Source organism: Pseudomonas sp., from assembly GCF_035277045.1.
In the GTDB taxonomy this organism is placed as follows: Bacteria; Pseudomonadota; Gammaproteobacteria; order Pseudomonadales; family Pseudomonadaceae; genus Aquipseudomonas.
Genome location: NZ_DATELE010000276.1, coordinates 576,944 through 596,275, shown reverse-complemented (window position 1 = coordinate 596,275; position 19,332 = coordinate 576,944). Strand labels below are relative to the sequence as shown.

Below are 19,332 nucleotides of genomic sequence, written 5' to 3'. Positions count from 1 at the left end.
ACCGAGCAACTGGCAACGCGCTCAGCTTTCCAGCCACACATCCCGCACCCAGTGCCAGACCGACTCCCAGCTTTCCTCGGTGACGATCTCTTCCTCGCCGGACCACAGCACCACGGTGCCGTCTTCTTCGACGCAGTAATAGTCGTCGCCGTCCTGGCAGATCGGGATCAGGTCGCGCGGCACGCCTGCATCCCAGGCGTTGGCCGCCACGTCAGGCAGGTAGGTATGGGACTGTGGGTCGGTGACGGTTACCGGCTCCAGGCTGCCATAGACCACGTCGCTGACGGTCAGCAGGTATTCCTTGAAGACGAAAGGAATATTGATGAACAGCTGCTCTTCGATTTCTACCAGCTGGTCTTCGTCAGGAAGCTCAAGGGGAACCGGCACGGGTTCATTGGCTTCACGCAGTTGTTCGATCACTTCTTCCACGGTTCACATCCTCTCTGCCTGGTTCACACGGTGCGGGTTATACCCTAGTAGCCCGGTCTGCTAAAAGCAAAACCCCGGGCAGGCCCGGGGTTTTTTGTGCAACGTCTCAGGATCAGCCGTTCTGGCGGATACCTGCAAGCATCCAGGGCTGATTCTCACCCTGTGCACGTTCCATGTTCCAGCTTTCGCTGAACGGCTCGCCCTGGTCGAAGCGCGAGGTCTTCGACACGCCATGGAAGGTCAAGGTTGCAATGGTCTTGTCGGCGCGGTCATCGACGCCTTCCAGTTGCACCTGGAGATTGTCGATGTAGGTGGACTGGAAGCCGTCACCCAGTTCGGCGCGCTCGCGCTTGAGGAATTCAAGCATCTGCGGGGTTACGAACTCGGAGATCTTGTCCATCTCGTTGGCGTCCCAGTGCTGCTGCAGCGACTGGAAGTGGTTGCGCGCGGCAGCCAGGAAGTTCTGCTCGTTGAACCAGGCCGGGGCGTTGATCACCGGGGCGGCGGAGGCCGCGGCCGAGCCACCGAAGATCGAAGGCTGGGCCGGTTGGGCATGGGCTTCACGCTGGAACGGCGCATGACCGGCAGCGGCCACGTTTGGCTGCTGCTGGCGGCGGCGGGCGGCAATGAAGCGGAACACCAGGAAGGCAATCAGCGCCATGATCAGGATGTCGAGGATCTGCATGCCCTCGAAACCGTCACCCATGAACATGGAGGCAAGCAGGCCACCGGCGGCGATGCCTGCCAGTGGGCCCAGCCAGCGCGAAGCACCGCTGGCGGCGGCAGGGGCGCGGCCTGGCGCGTTCGGGGCTGCGGCCGGAGAGGCCGGTGCGGCCTGGCGCGTCTGGTGTGTCGGGGCAGCGCCCGAGCTCTTGCCGCCGCCGAAGCGTTTGGCATTGGCGTCGATGCTCAGCGTCAAGCCGATGCACAGCGCCATGGCGATGCTAAGAAAACGTTGCATAGAAGGGTATTCCCATTTTGTGGATTGCACGCGCGTCATGGTGCACAGGTTGCAGGACGCATGACCAGCAACATAATGTTTCCAGCTTTTGCCTGGATAGTGCTGGAAATGCTGAAGGCCTTTCCTCAGTGGCTGTAGGAAAGGCCTGACAGAGACCAGGAAAGGTCAGATGGCTTCGAGCTTGGCGTAGCCGAGCATCAGCCACTTGCTGCCCTCGTCGAAGTTCACCTGCACCCGCGCCTGGGCACCCGAGCCTTCGAAGTTGAGGATCACGCCTTCGCCGAACAGCGAATGCTGCACGCGCTGGCCGAGGCTGAAGGGCGTCTCGGGAATGCTGGCGTTGGCGAACAGGCTGCTGGCCTTGGTCGCGGTGTTGCCGAACGGCCGGCTGACGCTGTTCGACAGGCGCACCTCTTGTACCAGGCCAGGCGGGATCTCACGCACGAAACGCGACACCTTGTTGTAGGTCTCGCTGCCATACAGCCGGCGTGTCTCGGCGTAGGTCATCACCAGCTGGCGCATGGCGCGGGTGATGCCCACATAAGCCAGGCGCCGTTCCTCTTCAAGGCGGCCTGGCTCTTCAAGGCTCATCTTGTGCGGGAACAGGCCTTCTTCCATGCCGACCAGGAACACATGGGGGAATTCCAGCCCCTTGGCGCTGTGCAGGGTCATCAGCTGGACACTGTCTTCGTGCTCGTCAGCCTGGGTATCACCGGCTTCGAGCGAGGCGTGGCCCAGGAATGCCGACAGCGGTGTCAGGTCGCTGTCTTCCTCGGCGGACTCGAAGTTGCGCGCGGCGCTGACCAGTTCCTCAAGGTTTTCTACCCGTGCCTGGCCCTTTTCACCTTTTTCTTCCTGGTGATAGGGGATCAGGCCCGATTGCTCGATGACGGTCTGGGTCATCAGGTGCAAGGGCATGTCAGTGACCTTGGCCGAGAGGTTCTCGATCAGCTCGATGAACGCGCCCAGGGCGCTGGCGGCCCGGCCCTTGAGCGCCTTGTTGGCCAGGAGCTGGGACATGGCTTCCCACATCGACAGGCGGCTGTGGCGGGCGTGTTCGCGCAGGGCTTCGACGGTTTTCTCGCCAATGCCGCGCGGCGGCACGTTGATCACCCGCTCCAGGGCAGCGTCGTTGCCGCGCCCCTCGAGCAGGCGCAGGTAGGCCATGGCGTTCTTGATTTCGGCGCGCTCGAAGAAGCGCTGGCCGCCATAGATACGGTATGGAATGCGTTCGCGCAGCAGGGCCTCTTCAAGCACCCGCGACTGGGCGTTGGAGCGATACAGAATGGCGACTTCGTTACGCGCGGCGCCGGCCTTGATCACGCTTTCGATGGTTTCCACCACGTAGCGCGCTTCGTCGTGTTCGTTGTAGGCCGCGTAGAGGCTCAGGGGCTCGCCCTCGCCGACGTCGGTCCACAGCTCCTTGCCCAGGCGCCCGCTGTTGTTAACGATCAGGGCGTTGGCGGCCTTGAGGATGCCGGCGGTGGAGCGGTAGTTCTGCTCCAGGCGGATCAGCTCGGCGTCGGGGAAGTCGGCGGTGTACTGGTGGATGTTCTCGATCTTGGCGCCGCGCCAGCCATAGATGGACTGGTCGTCGTCGCCCACGGCCATCAGGCTGTCGCCCCCGGCGGCGAGCAGGCGCAACCAGGCGTACTGCACGGCGTTGGTGTCCTGGAACTCGTCTACCAGCAGGTGACGGAAGCGCCGCTGGTAGTGCCTGAGCAGGTCAGGCTGGTCGCGCCACAGGTCCAGCGCGCGCAGCAGCAGCTCGGAAAAATCGATGACCCCGGCGCGCTGGCAGGCGTCTTCGTAGGCTTCGTAGACACTGCGCATGGTGCCCAGGAACAGGTCGCCGTTCACCTGGATATGTTTCGGGCGCAGGCCCTCGTCCTTCTGCCCGTTGATGAACCACTGAGCCTGGCGGGCTGGCCAGCGCTGCTCATCAAGGCCCAGCTCGCGCATTACCCGCTTGACCAGGCGCTGCTGGTCGTCGCTGTCGAGGATCTGGAAGTTCTGGCTCAGGCCGGCTTCCTGCCAGTGCGCCCGCAACAGGCGGTGGGCCAGGCCGTGGAACGTACCCACCCACATGCCGGCCGGATTGATGCCCAACAGTTGTTCGATCCGGTGGCGCATCTCGGCCGCGGCCTTGTTGGTGAAGGTCACCGACAGGATCGAATGGGGAGAGGCATGCTCGACCTGGATCAACCAGGCGATTCGGTGGACAAGCACACGGGTTTTGCCGGAGCCAGCACCAGCCAGGACCAACTGACGCCCCACCTTGGCAGCTACGGCCTGGCGTTGGGCATCGTTGAGGGAGTTAAGCAGTAGGGAAAGGTCGTCTTCGCGCATTCGGCCATTCTAGGGCGCGGGGCAGTGCAGGGGCAAACATCGTTCGCGAAAAACCTGCGGTACCGGCAGGCCGCTCATCGGCTTGACTGGCACGGCGCCAGGCAAGCCGACCAAGCACATCAGTGAGTGGTCTTGATGTCCATGATCCTGACCAGTATCTGGCCATCGTGGAACACTGTCGCATACGGAACGTTGTCGTAACCGACTTTGAGCTCGAACACCACTTCCTTTTCAGTCACAACCTGCAAGAAGCTCCCGTCCTGGGTTTCCAGGTTCAGGTCAATGTTCAATGCAAGAGATTTGTCCTGGATCTTGCTCATCGACAGCACTGGGACGATGCCTGGATGTGCGACGACGACGGTTCCGTGGATGCGGAACGTGCCGCCCTCGGTGCTTGGCATGCGATCGATTTGCGCGGTCCAGTTTTTGGATTCAATTATCATCTTTGGGTACCTGTGTGACGTGATAGGCAGCACATGCTGCATATTCATCATCCTCAGGTGATGAGGACATGAGCATTCAGAAGCATTTCCGCGCAGGGCATTATTTGCACGGGGCCCGGTCCAGATGGCGTCACCGAGGGGTTGCTCCTCGTTTAACTGGGCGGGTCGACGCTCATGTAGTATAACTACAAGAAAGCTACACCCGGCCAGCCGATCATTACCGAGTCCAGCACGTGAACCTGTTGCAACACATCACCCAATCGCGCCACCTGCTGCGCAAATCGGAACTCAAAGTCGCCGATCATGTGCTGTTGGACCCGGCTGCGGTCATGCACAGTTCCATGGCTGATCTTGCCCACAATGTCGGTATCAGCGAGCCGACCATCGTGCGCTTCTGCCGCGCCATTGGCTGTTCCGGCTTCCAGGACCTCAAGCTCAAGCTGGCCCAGAGCCTGGCCGCGGGAGCCAGTTTCGGGCAGTTCGCCATTCATGAAGACGACTCGGTCGCCGACTACAGCCTGAAGATCTTCGACACCACGTTGCACACGCTGATGGAGGTGCGCGAGCAGCTCGATGCCGCTGCCCTGCAACGTGCGGTGACCGCCATGGCTCAGGCCCAGCGGGTCGAGTTCTATGGCTTTGGCGCCTCTGGCGCGGTGGCGGCCGATGCGCAGCACAAGTTCTTCCGGCTGTTGCTCACCGCCGCTGCCTACTCCGACCCGCACATGCAGGCCATGTCGGCCGTGACCTTGAAGCCAGGCGACGTGGCGGTGTGCATTTCCCAGTCCGGCCGCTCCAAGGACCTGCTGATCACGGCCAACCTGGTGCGTGAAAGCGGCGCCACGCTGATCACGCTGTGCCCAAGCCAGACGCCGCTGGCGGAGCTCTCGACGGTCAACCTGGCGATCGATGTGCACGAAGACACCGAGATCTATACCCCGCTGACCTCGCGTATCGCCCACCTGGTGGTGATCGACGTGCTGGCGATGGGGGTGGCCATGGCCCGCGGTCCGAGCCTGGTCAATCACCTGAAAAGCGTCAAGCGCAGCCTGCGCAGCCTTCGCCTGTCGCCCAAGTCGATCAAGGCGATGGACGACTGATCCGGCACGTTGCCTGCAATTTTCACCGACTTGTCATCCCGTTTGCACTAAACCGTAAGATACCCGCGCCAGTCTGAAGCTCCCGCACTCGACCAGGGAGACAGGCAATGGCTCGTGAATTCGATGGCTCGTACCAACCCGGCGCCAAGGCGCGCAAGCAGCAGGAAAAAGACCAGCGCCGCATGGAATACCGCCGCGCGATCGAAAGCTACTGCGAGCAGCGCCAGCTGCTGCAGGACCTCGCCGACTACCCCGATCTCCAGGCGATCACGGTGTGGCAGGTATCGGCGGCAAAATCCCTGAAAAACGCTCGCCCAGCCCACTGATCTGCGCCCGTTCGTTGCGAATGAACGCCAGGAACGCCAAGGCCACCGGCGACTGCCGCTTGGCCTTGGACTGCACCATGCACCAGCTGCGGTACAGCGGCAGCTCCTCGACAGGCAGCTCGCGCAGCATGCCAGTGGCCAGCTCAAGGTTCAGCGCATGGCGCGTCAGCAAGGCAATGCCCAGCCCTGCGATCACGCACTCGCGCTGCGCGTCAGCCGACGCCACCTCCAGCGTCTGGGTGAAATGCACGCGCTTTTCCTTGAAATACTCTTCACAGGCCTTGCGCGTTCCCGATCCTTGCTCGCGGACCAGCAAGGTATGAGGCTCCAGATCCTGCAAGCGCAAGCGCTCGAGCTTGCACAGCGGATGATCCGGTGGTGCCACCGCGACGATCGGGTTGTTCAGGAAGGGCAGGAACTCCAGGCCCATGTCCTGGGGCACCATCGACATGATGATCAGGTCATCGCGGTTGTCCGAGAGCCTGCGGATGACCTGCGCGCGGTTGACCACCGTCAACGTCAGGTTGACCTCCGGGTGACGCTGCTTGAAGGCGGCGAACAGGTGTGGCACGAAGTACTTGGCACTGGACTCGATCGCCAGTTTCAGCTGCCCCTGCAGTGAGCCCTGCATGTCCGACAACTGCATGTCGAGGTTCTCGAGACGCCCGAACACATCCCGGCTGGCGCGTTGCAGCGCTTCGGCTGCCTCGGTGAGGTAGAGTTTCTTGCCGACATAGTCGAAAAGGGGCTGCCCGATCAGCTCTTCGAGCTGGCGGATCTGCAGGCTGACAGCGGGTTGCGTCAGCGACATTTCTTCGGCGGCGCGGCTATACGACCTCAGATCGCAAACCTCATTGAAGATCTGCAACTGACGTAATGTCATACGCATCAATGACTTACGCATTTAACAAGCCCTCTGGCAATGCCTTGTAACAGAAGTATAAGTTTTTACTTATGCAGTCTCTAATAAATATTGATTTTTGTTTATCTCTCTTCAGCGCTAGGGTGAATATGCGACTGGCCAGCGACGTCTGGCCACGCGCCGACCGGCATGACCGGCTCGTGTGTTCCATCGGTTTGGGAAGAATCCAAGTGATAAAAAAAATCCTGATCGCCAACCGGGGTGAAATTGCAGTTCGGATCGTGCGTGCATGCGCCGAGATGGGCATTCGCTCTGTTGCGATCTATTCCGACGCCGACCGTCACGCCCTGCACGTCAAGCGTGCCGATGAGGCCTACAGCATTGGGGCGGAGCCGCTGGCTGGCTACCTCAACCCGCGCAAGCTGGTGAACCTGGCGGTGGAAACCGGTTGCGACGCACTGCACCCGGGGTATGGTTTTCTGTCGGAAAACGCCGAGCTGGCGGAAATCTGCGTAGAGCGCGGGGTCAAGTTCATCGGCCCGGCTGCCGAAGTGATCCGCCGCATGGGCGACAAGACCGAAGCCCGCCGCAGCATGATCAAGGCTGGCGTACCGGTCACCCCAGGTACCGAAGGCAACGTGGCCGACATTCATGAAGCCCTGCAGGAAGGCGAGCGCATCGGCTACCCGGTGATGCTCAAGGCCACCTCCGGCGGCGGCGGACGCGGCATTCGCCGGTGCAACAGCCGCGAGGAACTCGAACAAGCCTTCCCGCGAGTGATTTCCGAGGCCACCAAGGCCTTTGGCTCGGCGGAAGTCTTCCTCGAGAAATGCATCGTCAATCCCAAGCATATCGAGGCGCAGATCCTCGGCGACAGCTTTGGCAACGTGGTGCACCTGTTCGAGCGCGACTGCTCGATCCAGCGCCGCAACCAGAAGCTCATCGAGATCGCCCCAAGCCCTCAGCTGACCCCCGAACAGCGCGCCTACATTGGCGACCTGTCGGTGCGCGCGGCGAAGGCCGTGGGCTACGAGAACGCCGGTACCGTGGAGTTCCTGCTCGCCGATGGCGAGGTGTATTTCATGGAGATGAACACCCGGGTGCAGGTGGAGCACACCATCACCGAGGAAATCACCGGCATCGATATCGTTCGCGAGCAGATCCGCATCGCCTCGGGCCTGGCGCTGTCGATCAAGCAGGAAGATATCCAGCACCGCGGTTTCGCGCTGCAGTTCCGTATCAACGCTGAAGACCCGAAAAACAACTTCCTGCCCAGCTTCGGCAAGATCACCCGCTACTACGCGCCCGGCGGCCCCGGGGTGCGGACCGACACGGCGATCTACACCGGCTACACCATCCCGCCGTTCTACGACTCCATGTGCCTGAAGCTGGTGGTCTGGGCGCTGACCTGGGAAGAAGCCATGGACCGCGGCCTGCGGGCCCTGGACGACATGCGCGTGCAAGGCGTGAAGACCACCGCCGCCTATTACCAGGAAATCCTGCGCAACCCGGAATTCCGTAGCGGGCAGTTCAATACCAGCTTTGTCGAAAGCCATCCCGAACTGACCAACTACTCGATCAAGCGCAAACCCGAAGAGCTGGCCCTGGCCATCGCCGCCGCCATTGCCGCCCACGCAGGCCTGTGAGGAACCCATAATGTCCAAGAAAATTTTCGTAACCGACACAATCCTGCGCGACGCCCACCAGTCCCTGCTGGCTACCCGCATGCGTACCGAAGACATGCTGCCGATCTGCGACAAGCTCGACAAGGTCGGCTACTGGTCCCTGGAATGCTGGGGCGGCGCGACCTTCGACGCCTGCGTGCGCTTCCTCAAGGAAGACCCGTGGGAGCGCCTGCGCAAGCTGCGCGCCGCGTTGCCCAATACCCGCCTGCAGATGCTCCTGCGCGGCCAGAACCTGCTGGGCTACCGCCACTACAGCGACGACGTGGTCCGGGCCTTTGTGGCCAAGGCGGCGGTCAACGGCATCGACGTGTTCCGTATCTTCGACGCGATGAACGACGTGCGTAACCTGCGCGTGGCCATCGAAGCGGTCAAGGCCTCCGGCAAGCACGCCCAGGGCACCATCGCCTACACCACCAGCCCGGTGCACACCATCGACGCCTTCGTCGCCCAGGCCAAGACCATGGAGGCCATGGGGTGCGACTCGGTGGCGATCAAGGACATGGCCGGCCTGCTGACCCCGTACGCCACTGGCGAACTGGTCAAGGCCCTGAAGTCCGAGCAGTCGTTGCCCGTGTTCATCCATTCGCACGACACCGCCGGCCTGGCTGCCATGTGCCAGCTCAAGGCAATCGAGAACGGTGCCGATCATATCGACACTGCGATCTCGAGCTTCGCCTCGGGCACCAGCCACCCCGGTACCGAGTCGATGGTCGCGGCCCTCAAGGGCAGCGAATTCGACACCGGCCTGGACCTGGAGCTGCTGCAGGAGATCGGCCTGTATTTCTACGCCGTGCGCAAGAAGTACCACCAGTTCGAAAGCGAGTTCACCGCGGTCGACACCCGCGTGCAGGTCAACCAGGTGCCCGGCGGGATGATCTCCAACCTCGCCAACCAGCTCAAGGAGCAGGGCGCGCTCAACCGCATGGCCGAAGTGATGGCAGAGATCCCGCGGGTGCGTGAAGACCTTGGCTTCCCGCCGCTGGTGACCCCGACCTCGCAGATCGTCGGCACCCAGGCGTTTTTCAACGTGCTGGCCGGCGAGCGCTACAAGACCATCACCAACGAGGTGAAGCTGTACCTGCAAGGCGGCTACGGCAAGGCGCCGGGCGTGGTCAACGAGAAGCTGCGCCGCCAGGCCATCGGCAGCGAAGAGGTGATCGACGTGCGTCCGGCCGATCTTCTCAAGCCGGAGATGACCAAGCTGCGTGCCGACATCGGCGCCCTGGCCCGGAGCGAAGAAGACGTGCTGACCTACGCCATGTTCCCGGATATCGGGCGCAAGTTCCTCGAGGAGCGTGAGGCCGGCACCCTGACCCCTGAAGTGCTGCTGCCGATTCCCGAGGCGGGCGCCGTGGCTTCGGCCGGTGGCGAAGGCGTGCCGACCGAGTTCGTCATCGACGTGCACGGTGAAACCTACCGCGTCGACATCACTGGTGTCGGCGTCAAGGCCGAGGGCAAGCGTCACTTCTACCTGTCGATCGACGGCATGCCTGAAGAGGTGGTGTTCGAGCCGCTCAACGAGTTCGTCAGCGGCGGCAGCAGCAAGCGCAAGCAGGCCAGCGCCCCGGGCCATGTCAGCACCACCATGCCCGGCAACATCGTCGATGTGCTGGTCAAGGAAGGCGACACGGTCAAGGTCGGCCAGGCGGTGCTGATCACCGAGGCGATGAAGATGGAAACCGAAGTGCAGGCGGCGATTTCCGGCAAGGTCACCGCCATTCACGTGGCCAAGGGCGACCGGGTGAACCCGGGCGAAATCCTCATCGAAATCGAGGGCTGATCGAAGCTCTTGTCTGGAAGTGATTGACCTCTGGGGAGCAAATGCTCCCCCTTTTTTCTAGAGTGCGCGGCAGCTTTCCAGGGTACTCAGCTGCCCGCTCGGGCGCTGATTGTCTTCACTCAACCACCGCTCGAAGCCTGCCGCGATCGCGGGCCACTCATCATCGGTGATCGAGTACCACGCGGTGTCGCGGTTAAGGTCCTTGATGACCATGTGCTTGCGAAACACCCCTTCCAAGGTGAATCCACACCGCTCGGCCGCGCGCTTGGAGCGGAGATTGTCGTTGTTGCATTTCCACTCCAGGCGCCGGTTGCCCAGCTCGAAGGCCAGCTTGCCCAGCAAGTAGATGGCTTCGGTCCCCTTGGGAGTGCGCTGCATGGCCGCGCCAAAGGTGACATGACCGATCTCGATCCGGCCCTGCTCCGGCACGATCGACATCAGGCTGAGTATGCCCTGGGCCTTGCCGCTCGCCAGGTCGATGACGCTGAAGAACAGCGGATCACGGCTGGCGGCATTGCTGTCGATCCAGTCGCCAAAGCCTTCCCGGTCGGTGAAGGGCCCGTAGGCCAGGTACTTCCACAGGGCGGGATCCGCCTCCTCGCCCTGGAACACTTCCCACAGCGCATCGATGTCGCGTCGCGGGTCGAGCTTTTCAAGGCGGATGAAACGGCCGGCGAGGGTCTGGGGCTGCGGCACCTTCGCGGGTTTCCACTGTAACGCATCACTCATGATTGGCTCCTGGCTCAGATGGCTTTGCGAAACTGGATGAAGCCTGGGCGTTCGGCGACCTGTTCATACAAGCCGATGGCCGTGGCATTGGTCTCATGGGTCAGCCAATGCACCTTGGTGCACCCCAGGTCCTTGGCCTGTGCATACACATGTTCGATCAGCCGGCGGCCGATGCCCAGGCCCCGCGTCTGGCTGTCGACGTACAGGTCTTGCAGGTAGCAGGAATTCTCGATGCTCCAGTTGGAACGATGATAGATCCAGTTGACCATGCCCACCGCCTTGCCATCGACCCAGGCCAGCGCGGAATGGGTCGGTTCGGTGGGATCGAGCAGGCGCTGCCAGGTGCTGGCGCTGACCTCGTCCGCCAGGCGAGCTTCATAGAAACGCAGGTAGGCTTGCCACAGCGGCAGCCAGGCGGCGTGATCATTGAGACCGACTGGGCGAATGGTGACTTCTGGCATGGGGTGGTTCCTTCACAGCGGGCGCATGTGCGCCGAGAGTTGGTTGTCCAGTGGATCGGCGCTGGCGGCCAGCCCCGTGCGCACGCCTTCGATGTCGGCCGCCGAGCGGTTCTGGCTGAGCTTGCGCGCGCCCTGCAGGCGGTCGACAGGCAGGCGCACACCGACGATGGCGCGCAGCATTCCTTCAATGTAGTCGGCAGGCGCGTCGGCGACCTGCCAAGGATCGTTGCGACCTGTTTCGTGACGATCGGTCAGGCGGCTGACGATCTCCAGCAGGCGGGGTCCTTCCTGAATGACCTCGGCCTGGCCATAGGCATGCACGGCGAGGTAATTCCAGGTGGGCACCGTGCGTGGGTCCTGCGCCTTGCTTGGGTAATAGCCGGGGCTGACATAGGCATCGGGGCCTGGGAACACCAGCAGCGTTTCGCCACCATTGCCCAAGTCCTGCCATTGCCGGTTGGCACGCGCCAGGTGAGCGTAAATCGTGCCATTTGGTCCTTCCGCGGGATCAAGCAGCACGGGGATGTGGCTGGCCAGCAGCCCCTGCTGTCCGTGGGTGACCAGCACGGCGAGCCGCGTCTGCAGCATCTGGCGGTGGAGGTTTTCCAGGTCGTGTTCCTGATGGGGTCTGGCGTTGTACATGGCCGCGTCTCTTGTTGAATGGCTCCATGCTAGGCAGGCTATTGGTTCAGGTTAAGATCCATTCAGTGCTCGTTTGACAGGTCCAATTCATGAGTGAACGTTCCACTGCGTTGCCTTTCGACCCTGCGGGCATTGTCCTTGACCGTCGCCGAGGACTGAGTGACCAGCTCTACCAGGCCCTGAGGGTCCGGGTTCTGGATGGGCGCCTGAGCAGCGGCACCCGGTTGCCGGCGAGTCGGGACCTCGCAGCGATTCTCATGCTGTCCCGCAATAGCGTGGTGCGGGCCTACGACCAGCTGTACGCCGAAGGCTATATCGAAAGCCGAGTCGGCGACGGCACTTATGTGAGTCAGCTCCCAAAACTATCCACACACCTGTCCACAGGGTTATCCCTGGGTTTATCAACAGTGTTATCCACATTTCCGTTGGATAACACTGATGATTTATCCAGTGATAGAGTCATGAGCGCACCTTTTGATCGTTTGAAAAAACATCAATTGGCGTCACCTAAAGCCGGTGCCCCCCGGGCGTTTCGAGTAGGAGTACCCGCCTTTGATCTGTTTCCTTTTCAGATCTGGGCCAAGCTGCAAGCGGGTTTCTGGCGTAACCCGGATCCCGCGCATCTGGGCTATGGTGATCCAGCGGGTGAGCCTCAGCTGCGAGCGCTTGTTGCTGCTTACATGCGCAGGTCTCGAGGGCTGTCCTGCAGCGCTGAACAAATTGTGATCACCAGTGGAGCGCAGCAGGCCATCAGCCTTTGTGCACAGCTGCTGTTGGCACCAGGCGACAGGGTGGCTGTGGAAAATCCTGGGTATCGAGCGGCGGGTCATGCCTTGGCGATGACGGGTGCCCATGTGGTGGGCGTGCCTGTGGATAAAGACGGTCTTGACTGTGGACGACTGGCAGATCTCGAGAATTGCCGCCTGGCATATGTCACACCCGCGCACCAGTATCCGACTGGCGTGACCATGAGCCTGGCTCGGCGCTTGTCATTGCTTGACTGGGCCGAGCGCAACGACAGCTGGGTCATAGAGGACGATTACGATGGCGAGTACCGCTACAGCGGTGCCCCGCTGGCGCCTCTGGCCGCGCTCGACCGGCAGGGGCGGGTGATCTACATCGGCACGTTTGGCAAGATTGCCTTCCCTGGGTTGCGCCTGGGCTATCTGGTACTGCCCGCGCAGCTGGCGCAAGCGTTCTCGCAGGCGCGGGCGCTTGCGGATCGGCATTCGGAGGTCAGCAGCCAGCACGTCATGGCTCGGTTCATGGCCCAAGGGCATTTCCAGCGACACATCCGCCGCATGCGACGGGCCGCGTTGAGCCGACGCAATGTGCTCAAGGCCGGCTGGCCTGTGGATATCTCTGGGCTGGGTGAAATGCCTGCTGTTGAAGCCGGATTGCATGTAAAAGTGGTTGTGGATAACTATGCGCGTGAGCAGGAGTTGGTCGCTCGGGCTGAGGCGGCGGGTGTAGAGGTGAATCCACTGAGCAGCTACTGGCTGGATGACTGCGATACGCCTGTGGATAACCGCGCGGGGCTGGTGCTTGGTTTCGCTGCCGTGCCTGAAGCCCAGATCGCGGATGCGTTGATGCGTTTACGTAAAGCCTGGCGGTAGTACCTGATTTGTTCAGGGTTTCCTGCCAGTACCGCAACAACCCATCTTTTTGCGCCCCGGCGAGGGCTCTGCCCTCGAATCGCAGCACAAGGCGTGCTCCCACAAGAGCTGGCGCGGCCAGCTCGGTTATGGAAGCCCTGCCCAGCGCAGCCAAGGCATTTTGGGGAGATTCTGCCTTCCACCGACGTGCTCACAGCCCCCGGCCCGGCTTCTCCCGGCCCCAGAAATCGCATGGGCGCTGCAAATCTTGGGAAATGTCCGAGATACCCTGCTGAAATTTCTGCTGTATCAGTCACTACGGTGAAACTAGTGTCTCTTGGCTGCTGCATGGCAGCCGTGCGCGGGCAGATTTCGGTCTGGCTGGGTTCCAAGATCCCCGGTCTCTCACCCCGCGTATGGCTGCCACCCTCCGAAACCGAAGCTTTGCTTCATAGGCTTCGGTGCTAAAAGTTTCTAGCTCTCAATGCTCTCGGAAGTATCCTACGTGCGCTTCGGACGTTTCCGATTGTCTGGCTCATTCTTCGGGTCTAGTTTCGCTGGGTCGTCACTTTTCGACGACCGGGTGTGAGAACCCGTAGATGAATCAACGGCAAGTCTGTAATGGCGGCCGTGCGCGGGCAGACCTCGGTCTGGCCGAGTTTTCCTGATTCCCTCGGTTTCTCACCCTGCGTACGGCTGCCACCCTCACCCGTGAGATGGTGAAGTGGCAGCTTCCTAACGAAATCAGGAACTACGCAATGAAAAAAATCGTCCCCGACCCACCCCGCAAAATCATCACCACCCCTCACTTCACCATCCACAGCGACCTCACCCCACCCGATTCCCTGGCCTACGCCAGCGAACTCCTGCGTGGCGTCTACGAAACCACCGACGAATACTGCCGTTCGCATTTCAACGAACCAGGCCAGGGCATGCTGGTGAACGTGCTGCATTCGGCAGAGACGGCCAAGGCGTTGATCGAGCATGCACTGGTCAAGCTCAACGCATGTACGTGCATGGAGGCGACGGCATGAGCGACGACATCAGGACTGCGGGGAAAACGAGCTTCATCACGACCGAGAATCCGCCCATGGACTTGTTTCGCATCAATCCGGGGGTGCCCGGCGACTATGCCATGGAGCAGCTTTCGACACTGACAGGGTGCGTGCACACCTTGATCCATGCCGGAATGGTGGATAACGATGGCGACATGCTCTGGTCAGCGTATTTCCTGAGCGCCTTTGCCAAGGCGATCGCCGACGATGTGGAGGCGGGGAGGAGGAAGGCCAAATCAGCGCCTGAAGCCTAAGAGGGGTGGGGGTTCAGGCGTGTGGGGGTGCAGTGTGGGAGCGGGCTAGTCCCGCGATCGGCCGCGAAGCGGTCGTAAAAGCCTGACTGCGCGTTGTATCAGACGAAACACGGTTGCCGGGTTTACGACGGCTGCGCCGCCGATCGCGGGACCAGCCCGCTCCCACAGGGACATAAGCCGCCCCTACAGGAAATCAAGGCTCTTTTCTCAGGGAACCCAAGGCCGCCCCCGCAAAGTGATTTCTGGGGGCGGTCTTGCGGTCAGGTCAGGTCAGGCTCAGCGCGCGTCGCGCTCCGGCCAGGCGCGATTGTCGAGGTCGAGGTCGCGGAACTTGGCGGCGTCGAATACCGGCTCCGCGATGCCCGCGGCACGCTGGTTGTCATAGTCACGCAGCACGCGCATGGCAATGCCGAACAGCAACGCCAGGGCCATCAGGTTGACGAAGGCCAGCATCGTCATGGTGATGTCGGCGAAGGCGAACACCGTGCCGAGGTCTTCCACGGCGCCCCAGAAGATCAACACCAGCACCAGCACTCGATAACCCACCAGCACCTTGCGGTTCTCGCCGATCAAAAAGCGCAGGTTGCTCTCGCCCAGGTAGTAGTTGTAGAGGATCGAGGTAAACACGAACAACGACAACGCCACGCTGATGAAGATACGGCCCCAGTCACCCACCACCGCGGCGAGCGAGTTCTGGGTCAGGGCAATGCCGTCACCTTCGAAGCCTGGGGTGTAGAAGCCTGACAGCAGGATCAGCAGCGCCGTGCAGGTGCAGATGAGGAAGGTGTCGAGGAACACGCTGAAGGCTTGCACCACGCCCTGGGCGACGGGGTGGTCGACCTGGGCCACCGCGGCGACGTTCGGGGCGCCGCCAAGGCCTGCTTCGTTGGCGAACACGCCACGCTTCACGCCCATGACGATCGCGGTGCCGATCAGCCCGCCAAAGGCCTGGTCGAGGCCGAAGGCGCTCTTGACGATGGTCATGAGCATGGCCGGCACCTGATCGAACTGCAGCACGATGACGTACAGGGTCACGGCGATGTAGGCCAGGGTCTTGATCGGCACCAGCAGGTCAGCCACGGCGGCGATTCGCTTGATGCCACCGATGAACACGATGCCCAGCAGCGCGGCCATGGCCAGGCCTGCGTAGGTGGTGGACACACCAAAGGCGTCGTTCAGCGAGTGAGTGACCGCATGAGCTTGCAAGCCGTTGAAGGCCAGGCCGAAGGTCATCAGCAGCAGGAAGGCCATGATCATGCCCAGCCAGCGCTTGCCCAGGCCATGCTGGATATAGAACGAAGGGCCGCCACGGAACTGACCGTCGCTGTCGCAGCGCTTGTAGAGCTGCCCCAGCGTGCATTCGAACAGGCTGCTGGACATCCCCACCAGTGCGGTGACCCACATCCAGAACACCGCCCCGGGCCCGCCCAGGGTCACGGCAATGCCCACCCCTGCGATATTGCCCGCGCCGACCCGGCCTGCCAGGCTGAGCATCAAGGCCTGGAACGAGCTCAACTGGCCGTTGCCGCTGCGCAGGCTGTTGCGAAATACCGCGAACATATGGACAAAGTGACGCAATTGTACGAAACGCGAGCGGATCGTGAAGTAGCTGCCCAGACCGACAATGAGCACGATCAGTACCTTGCCCGAGAGGAAGTCGTTGATGACTTCAAGCATGGAATTTTCCTCGCTTTAACCGCTGGCGAACGGCGTGGTTCGCCGCTTGAGTGCATAGAAGTGTGCGTCTGCCCGGCGTGGCATGCGCCATGGACGGCGCCGCCTGGGCGAGAGGGCGGGCACTATACGCACCAAAGCGGCGCTCGTCTGTAGCACCGGCGCTGCCCATGATCGCGGCGCTTCGACGCGCCGACGAGGCCCGCCCCCGCGCAAGTGCCGGCGCGACACCAAAAAAAAGGCCCGAAGCATGCGCTTCGGGCCTCAAAGGGTCGAGAGGTGTCTAGTCCCTCAAACCTGGTGAGCGGTGCAACAAACCGTGGGTTACGCCTTCAGCGGAACCAGACGGGGAGCGATCATGTTTTCCGGACGCAGGATGTCGTTGAGCATCGCTTCGTCCAGCAGGCCTTCCTCGCGCACCAGTTCCAGCACGCCGCGGCCGCTTTCCAGCGCGATACGGGCGATACGGGTGGCGTTCTCATAGCCGATGTACGGGTTCAGGGCGGTGACCAGGCCGATCGAGTGCTCGACCAGTTCACGGCAGCGCTGTTCGTTGGCGGTGATGCCGACGATGCAGTGCTCGCGCAGCATGTCCATGGCGCGTTGCAGCAGGCGGATCGAGTCGAAGATCTTGTAGGCGATCAGCGGCTCCATCACGTTCAGCTGCAGCTGGCCACCTTCGGCGGCGACGGTCAGGGCCAGGTCGTTGCCCATGATCGCGAAGGCGACCTGGTTGACGGCCTCCGGGATCACCGGGTTGACCTTGCCTGGCATGATCGAGCTGCCCGGCTGGCGTGCCGGCAGGTTGATCTCGTTGATGCCGGTGCGCGGGCCGCTGGACAGCAGGCGCAGGTCGTTGCAGATCTTCGACAGCTTGACCGCGGTGCGCTTGAGCATGCCCGAGAACAGCACGAAGGCGCCCATGTCGGAGGTGGCTTCGATCAGGTCGGCGGCTGGAACCAGTGGCTGCCCGCTGATCAGGGCCAGGCGCTGCACGGCCAGCATCTGGTAGCCAGGGTCGGCGTTGATGCCGGTGCCGATGGCGGTGCCGCCCAGGTTGATCTCGGTCAGCAGCTCTGGCGCCAGGCTGCGCAGGCGGTTCAGGTCTTCGGTCATGGTGGTGGCGAAGGCGCGGAATTCCTGGCCCAGGGTCATCGGCACCGCGTCCTGCAGCTGGGTACGGCCCATCTTCAGTACGTGGTCGAATTCCTTGCCCTTGGCAGCGAAGGCCTGGATCAGGCTGTCGAGGCTGGCCAGCAAGGCGTCGTGACCGAGCAGCAGACCCAGGCGGATCGCGGTCGGGTAGGCGTCGTTGGTCGACTGCGCCATGTTCACGTCGTTGTTAGGGTGCAGGTACTGGTACTCGCCCTTCTGATGGCCCATGGCCTCCAGCGCGATGTTGGCGATGACTTCGTTGGCGTTCATGTTGGTTGAAGTACCAGCACCGCCCTGGATCATGTCGACCACGAACTGCTCGTGGTAGTCGCCCCGGATCAGACGGGCACAGGCCTCGCTGATGGCAGCGTGCTTGGCATCGCTCAGGTGGCCCAGCTCACGGTTGGCGTCGGCAGCCGCCTGCTTGACCATGGCAAGGGCCACGACCAGCTTGGGGTAGTGCGACAGCGGCACACCGGAGAGGTGGAAGTTGTTGGCAGCGCGCAGAGTCTGGATGCCGAAGTAGGCATCGGCAGGGACTTCAAGGGTACCAAGCAGGTCTTTTTCGACGCGGAACGATGCAGCGGAGGACATGACGGATATCATCTCGGTTTTGGCCCGGCACACGCCGGAATGCCGCCAATGCTAGGCCTGAGCCCATTTTGCGGCCAATGCTGTTAGTCACTAACCTATGCATAAACGGCATAATGATTCATGTGACGCCAATCGACATTCGTGCGTGTTCCATTTTGGTGCACGCTGGGAGAGTGCAGTGAACCTTGAAAGCAAATGGCTGGAAGATTTCAGCGCCTTGGCCGCGACCCGCAGTTTTTCCCAGGCGGCGGAGCGCCGCTTCGTGACCCAACCGGCGTTCAGCCGTCGTATCCGCAGCCTGGAGGCGGCCCTGGGGCTGACGCTGGTGAATCGTTCCCGCACGCCCATCGAGCTGACCGAGGCAGGACAGCTCTTCCTGGTCACTGCCCGGACCGTTGTCGACCAGTTGGGCGAAGTTCTGCGCCACTTGCATCATCTTGAAGGCGGGCAGGGCGAGGTGATCCAAGTTGCCGCAGCCCACTCCCTGGCACTGGGCTTTTTCCCGCGCTGGGTCGCGCAGTTGCGCAACGACGGCATGAACCTGGCCACGCGCCTGGTGGCGACCAACGTCGGGGACGCCGTGCATGCCCTGCGCGAAGGCGGCTGCGACTTGATGCTTGCGTTCTATGACCCTGACGCGGCCTTGCAGATGGACTCGGAAATCTTCCCGTCGCTGCACATGGGCCACACCGAGATGGTGCCGGTGTGCGCGGCCGATGACGAGGGCCGGCCGCTGTTCGACCTGGAGGGCGAGGGCAGCGTGCCGCTGCTGGCCTACAGCGCTGGGGCGTTCCTCGGCCGCTCGGTCAACCTGCTGGTGCGCCAGCGCAACCTGCGCTACACCACCGTCTACGAGACCGCCATGGCCGACAGCCTCAAGAGCATGGCGCTCGAAGGCCTGGGCATTGCCTGGGTGCCACGGCTGTCGCTGCGCGGTGAGCTGGAGCGCGGCGAGCTGGTGATTTGCGGAGGCAGCCAGTGGCATGTGCCCCTGGAGATCCGCCTTTACCGCTGCGCGCTTGTGCGCAAGGCAAACGTGCGCTTGCTGTGGCGCAAGCTCGAAGGCAACACCGCCACGGCGCCTGACTCGAAAGTCAGCCAAAGCCCCGAAAAATAAGGCCTGACAGTTGGTCGCCGGGGGGGCCTCAAGCGCACCGTGTTACGTTATACTGCGCGGCCTTCGGTCGGCTCGTCCGACCCCGAATCAGCTAACAAGCCACGCCGGTCCTCCCGCGTGG

At 62.3% G+C, this 19,332-nt stretch carries 18 protein-coding genes; 8 read left to right on the top strand and 10 right to left on the bottom strand.

The annotated features are described in order from the left end of the window. Positions 1–21: 21 nt before the first annotated feature. The 4 genes from VJS90_RS18745 to VJS90_RS18730 form a co-directional block, all read right to left on the bottom strand. The gene (locus tag VJS90_RS18745; RefSeq protein WP_324123128.1) at positions 22–429 is read right to left on the bottom strand and encodes an SMI1/KNR4 family protein; all 408 of its coding nucleotides are present in this window, start codon (positions 427–429) and stop codon (positions 22–24) included. A 112-nt stretch (positions 430–541) separates the two neighbouring features. Further along, complete coding sequence (locus VJS90_RS18740) at positions 542–1,390, bottom strand: Tim44 domain-containing protein (RefSeq protein ID WP_324123127.1); 849 nt, start codon at positions 1,388–1,390, stop codon at positions 542–544. A gap of 165 nt (positions 1,391–1,555) precedes the next feature. Next, entirely contained in the window at positions 1,556–3,739 is a 2,184-nt protein-coding gene (gene uvrD, locus VJS90_RS18735) for a DNA helicase II (RefSeq protein WP_324123126.1), read from the bottom strand. Between the two features lie 119 nt (positions 3,740–3,858). Further along, on the bottom strand, positions 3,859–4,182 hold the full coding sequence (locus VJS90_RS18730) for a hypothetical protein (protein ID WP_324123125.1): 324 nt from the start codon (positions 4,180–4,182) through the stop codon (positions 3,859–3,861). Positions 4,183–4,415: 233 nt separating this feature from the next. On the opposite strand from VJS90_RS18730, the gene hexR reads away from it, so the two are divergent. Together hexR and VJS90_RS18720 are read left to right on the top strand one after the other, a co-directional pair. After that, the gene (hexR, locus tag VJS90_RS18725) at positions 4,416–5,282 is read left to right on the top strand and encodes a transcriptional regulator HexR (RefSeq protein WP_324123124.1); all 867 of its coding nucleotides are present in this window, start codon (positions 4,416–4,418) and stop codon (positions 5,280–5,282) included. A 107-nt stretch (positions 5,283–5,389) separates the two neighbouring features. Further along, complete coding sequence (locus tag VJS90_RS18720) at positions 5,390–5,608, top strand: PA3496 family putative envelope integrity protein (RefSeq protein ID WP_324123123.1); 219 nt, start codon at positions 5,390–5,392, stop codon at positions 5,606–5,608. Here VJS90_RS18720 and VJS90_RS18715 read toward each other — a convergent pair. After that, entirely contained in the window at positions 5,550–6,512 is a 963-nt protein-coding gene (locus VJS90_RS18715; RefSeq protein WP_324123122.1) for a LysR family transcriptional regulator, read from the bottom strand. The genes VJS90_RS18720 and VJS90_RS18715 overlap by 59 nt on opposite strands. A gap of 188 nt (positions 6,513–6,700) precedes the next feature. Between VJS90_RS18715 and VJS90_RS18710 the strand changes: the two genes are divergently transcribed. Together VJS90_RS18710 and oadA are read left to right on the top strand one after the other, a co-directional pair. After that, positions 6,701–8,116: an acetyl-CoA carboxylase biotin carboxylase subunit gene (locus VJS90_RS18710; RefSeq protein WP_324123121.1), complete on the top strand. Its 1,416-nt coding sequence runs from the start codon at positions 6,701–6,703 to the stop codon at positions 8,114–8,116. A 10-nt stretch (positions 8,117–8,126) separates the two neighbouring features. Further along, the gene (gene oadA, locus VJS90_RS18705) at positions 8,127–9,935 is read left to right on the top strand and encodes a sodium-extruding oxaloacetate decarboxylase subunit alpha (RefSeq protein WP_324123120.1); all 1,809 of its coding nucleotides are present in this window, start codon (positions 8,127–8,129) and stop codon (positions 9,933–9,935) included. Positions 9,936–9,992: 57 nt separating this feature from the next. Here oadA and VJS90_RS18700 read toward each other — a convergent pair whose 3' ends face one another. The 3 genes from VJS90_RS18700 to VJS90_RS18690 are packed head-to-tail and all read right to left on the bottom strand — an operon-like array spanning position 9,993 to position 11,767. Further along, positions 9,993–10,664: a GNAT family protein gene (locus VJS90_RS18700; RefSeq protein ID WP_324123119.1), complete on the bottom strand. Its 672-nt coding sequence runs from the start codon at positions 10,662–10,664 to the stop codon at positions 9,993–9,995. Positions 10,665–10,678: 14 nt separating this feature from the next. Next, positions 10,679–11,125, bottom strand: coding sequence for a GNAT family N-acetyltransferase (locus tag VJS90_RS18695; RefSeq protein ID WP_324123118.1), 447 nt, complete (start codon positions 11,123–11,125; stop codon positions 10,679–10,681). Positions 11,126–11,137: 12 nt separating this feature from the next. Next, positions 11,138–11,767 (bottom strand): FMN-binding negative transcriptional regulator, encoded by a 630-nt coding sequence (locus VJS90_RS18690; RefSeq protein ID WP_324123117.1) that lies wholly within the window; start codon positions 11,765–11,767, stop codon positions 11,138–11,140. Positions 11,768–11,856: 89 nt separating this feature from the next. On the opposite strand from VJS90_RS18690, the gene VJS90_RS18685 reads away from it, so the two are divergent. From VJS90_RS18685 to VJS90_RS18675, 3 genes are all read left to right on the top strand, one after another. Beyond that, positions 11,857–13,383 (top strand): PLP-dependent aminotransferase family protein, encoded by a 1,527-nt coding sequence (locus VJS90_RS18685; protein ID WP_324123116.1) that lies wholly within the window; start codon positions 11,857–11,859, stop codon positions 13,381–13,383. Between the two features lie 737 nt (positions 13,384–14,120). Further along, positions 14,121–14,396: a hypothetical protein gene (locus VJS90_RS18680; RefSeq protein WP_324123115.1), complete on the top strand. Its 276-nt coding sequence runs from the start codon at positions 14,121–14,123 to the stop codon at positions 14,394–14,396. Further along, the gene (locus VJS90_RS18675) at positions 14,393–14,671 is read left to right on the top strand and encodes a DUF3077 domain-containing protein (protein WP_324123114.1); all 279 of its coding nucleotides are present in this window, start codon (positions 14,393–14,395) and stop codon (positions 14,669–14,671) included. Before VJS90_RS18680 ends, VJS90_RS18675 begins: the two co-directional genes overlap by 4 nt. A 276-nt stretch (positions 14,672–14,947) precedes the next feature. On the opposite strand, the gene VJS90_RS18670 is transcribed toward VJS90_RS18675, so the two are convergent. Continuing rightward, a complete protein-coding gene (locus tag VJS90_RS18670; protein WP_324123113.1) occupies positions 14,948–16,348 on the bottom strand; it encodes an alanine/glycine:cation symporter family protein in 1,401 nt (466 codons plus the stop codon). 321 nt (positions 16,349–16,669) lie between these two features. Next, the gene (aspA, locus tag VJS90_RS18665) at positions 16,670–18,094 is read right to left on the bottom strand and encodes an aspartate ammonia-lyase (RefSeq protein ID WP_324123112.1); all 1,425 of its coding nucleotides are present in this window, start codon (positions 18,092–18,094) and stop codon (positions 16,670–16,672) included. 178 nt (positions 18,095–18,272) lie between these two features. Between aspA and VJS90_RS18660 the strand changes: the two genes are divergently transcribed. Beyond that, a complete protein-coding gene (locus VJS90_RS18660; RefSeq protein WP_324123111.1) occupies positions 18,273–19,211 on the top strand; it encodes a LysR substrate-binding domain-containing protein in 939 nt (312 codons plus the stop codon). Positions 19,212–19,332: the final 121 nt, after the last annotated feature.

Bases quoted from the DNA above. Each gene is read 5' to 3' on its own strand.
- VJS90_RS18730 (WP_324123125.1), bottom strand. From the start codon at position 4,182: ATGATAATTGAATCCAAAAACTGGACCGCGCAAATCGATCGCATGCCA.
- VJS90_RS18700 (WP_324123119.1), bottom strand. From the start codon at position 10,664: ATGAGTGATGCGTTACAGTGGAAACCCGCGAAGGTGCCGCAGCCCCAG.
- VJS90_RS18720 (WP_324123123.1), top strand. From the start codon at position 5,390: ATGGCTCGTGAATTCGATGGCTCGTACCAACCCGGCGCCAAGGCGCGC.
- VJS90_RS18685 (WP_324123116.1), top strand. From the start codon at position 11,857: ATGAGTGAACGTTCCACTGCGTTGCCTTTCGACCCTGCGGGCATTGTC.
- VJS90_RS18695 (WP_324123118.1), bottom strand. From the start codon at position 11,125: ATGCCAGAAGTCACCATTCGCCCAGTCGGTCTCAATGATCACGCCGCC.
- VJS90_RS18690 (WP_324123117.1), bottom strand. From the start codon at position 11,767: ATGTACAACGCCAGACCCCATCAGGAACACGACCTGGAAAACCTCCAC.
- VJS90_RS18715 (WP_324123122.1), bottom strand. From the start codon at position 6,512: ATGCGTAAGTCATTGATGCGTATGACATTACGTCAGTTGCAGATCTTC.
- VJS90_RS18680 (WP_324123115.1), top strand. From the start codon at position 14,121: ATGAAAAAAATCGTCCCCGACCCACCCCGCAAAATCATCACCACCCCT.
- uvrD (WP_324123126.1), bottom strand. From the start codon at position 3,739: ATGCGCGAAGACGACCTTTCCCTACTGCTTAACTCCCTCAACGATGCC.
- oadA (WP_324123120.1), top strand. From the start codon at position 8,127: ATGTCCAAGAAAATTTTCGTAACCGACACAATCCTGCGCGACGCCCAC.
- VJS90_RS18740 (WP_324123127.1), bottom strand. From the start codon at position 1,390: ATGCAACGTTTTCTTAGCATCGCCATGGCGCTGTGCATCGGCTTGACG.
- VJS90_RS18675 (WP_324123114.1), top strand. From the start codon at position 14,393: ATGAGCGACGACATCAGGACTGCGGGGAAAACGAGCTTCATCACGACC.
- VJS90_RS18670 (WP_324123113.1), bottom strand. From the start codon at position 16,348: ATGCTTGAAGTCATCAACGACTTCCTCTCGGGCAAGGTACTGATCGTG.
- aspA (WP_324123112.1), bottom strand. From the start codon at position 18,094: ATGTCCTCCGCTGCATCGTTCCGCGTCGAAAAAGACCTGCTTGGTACC.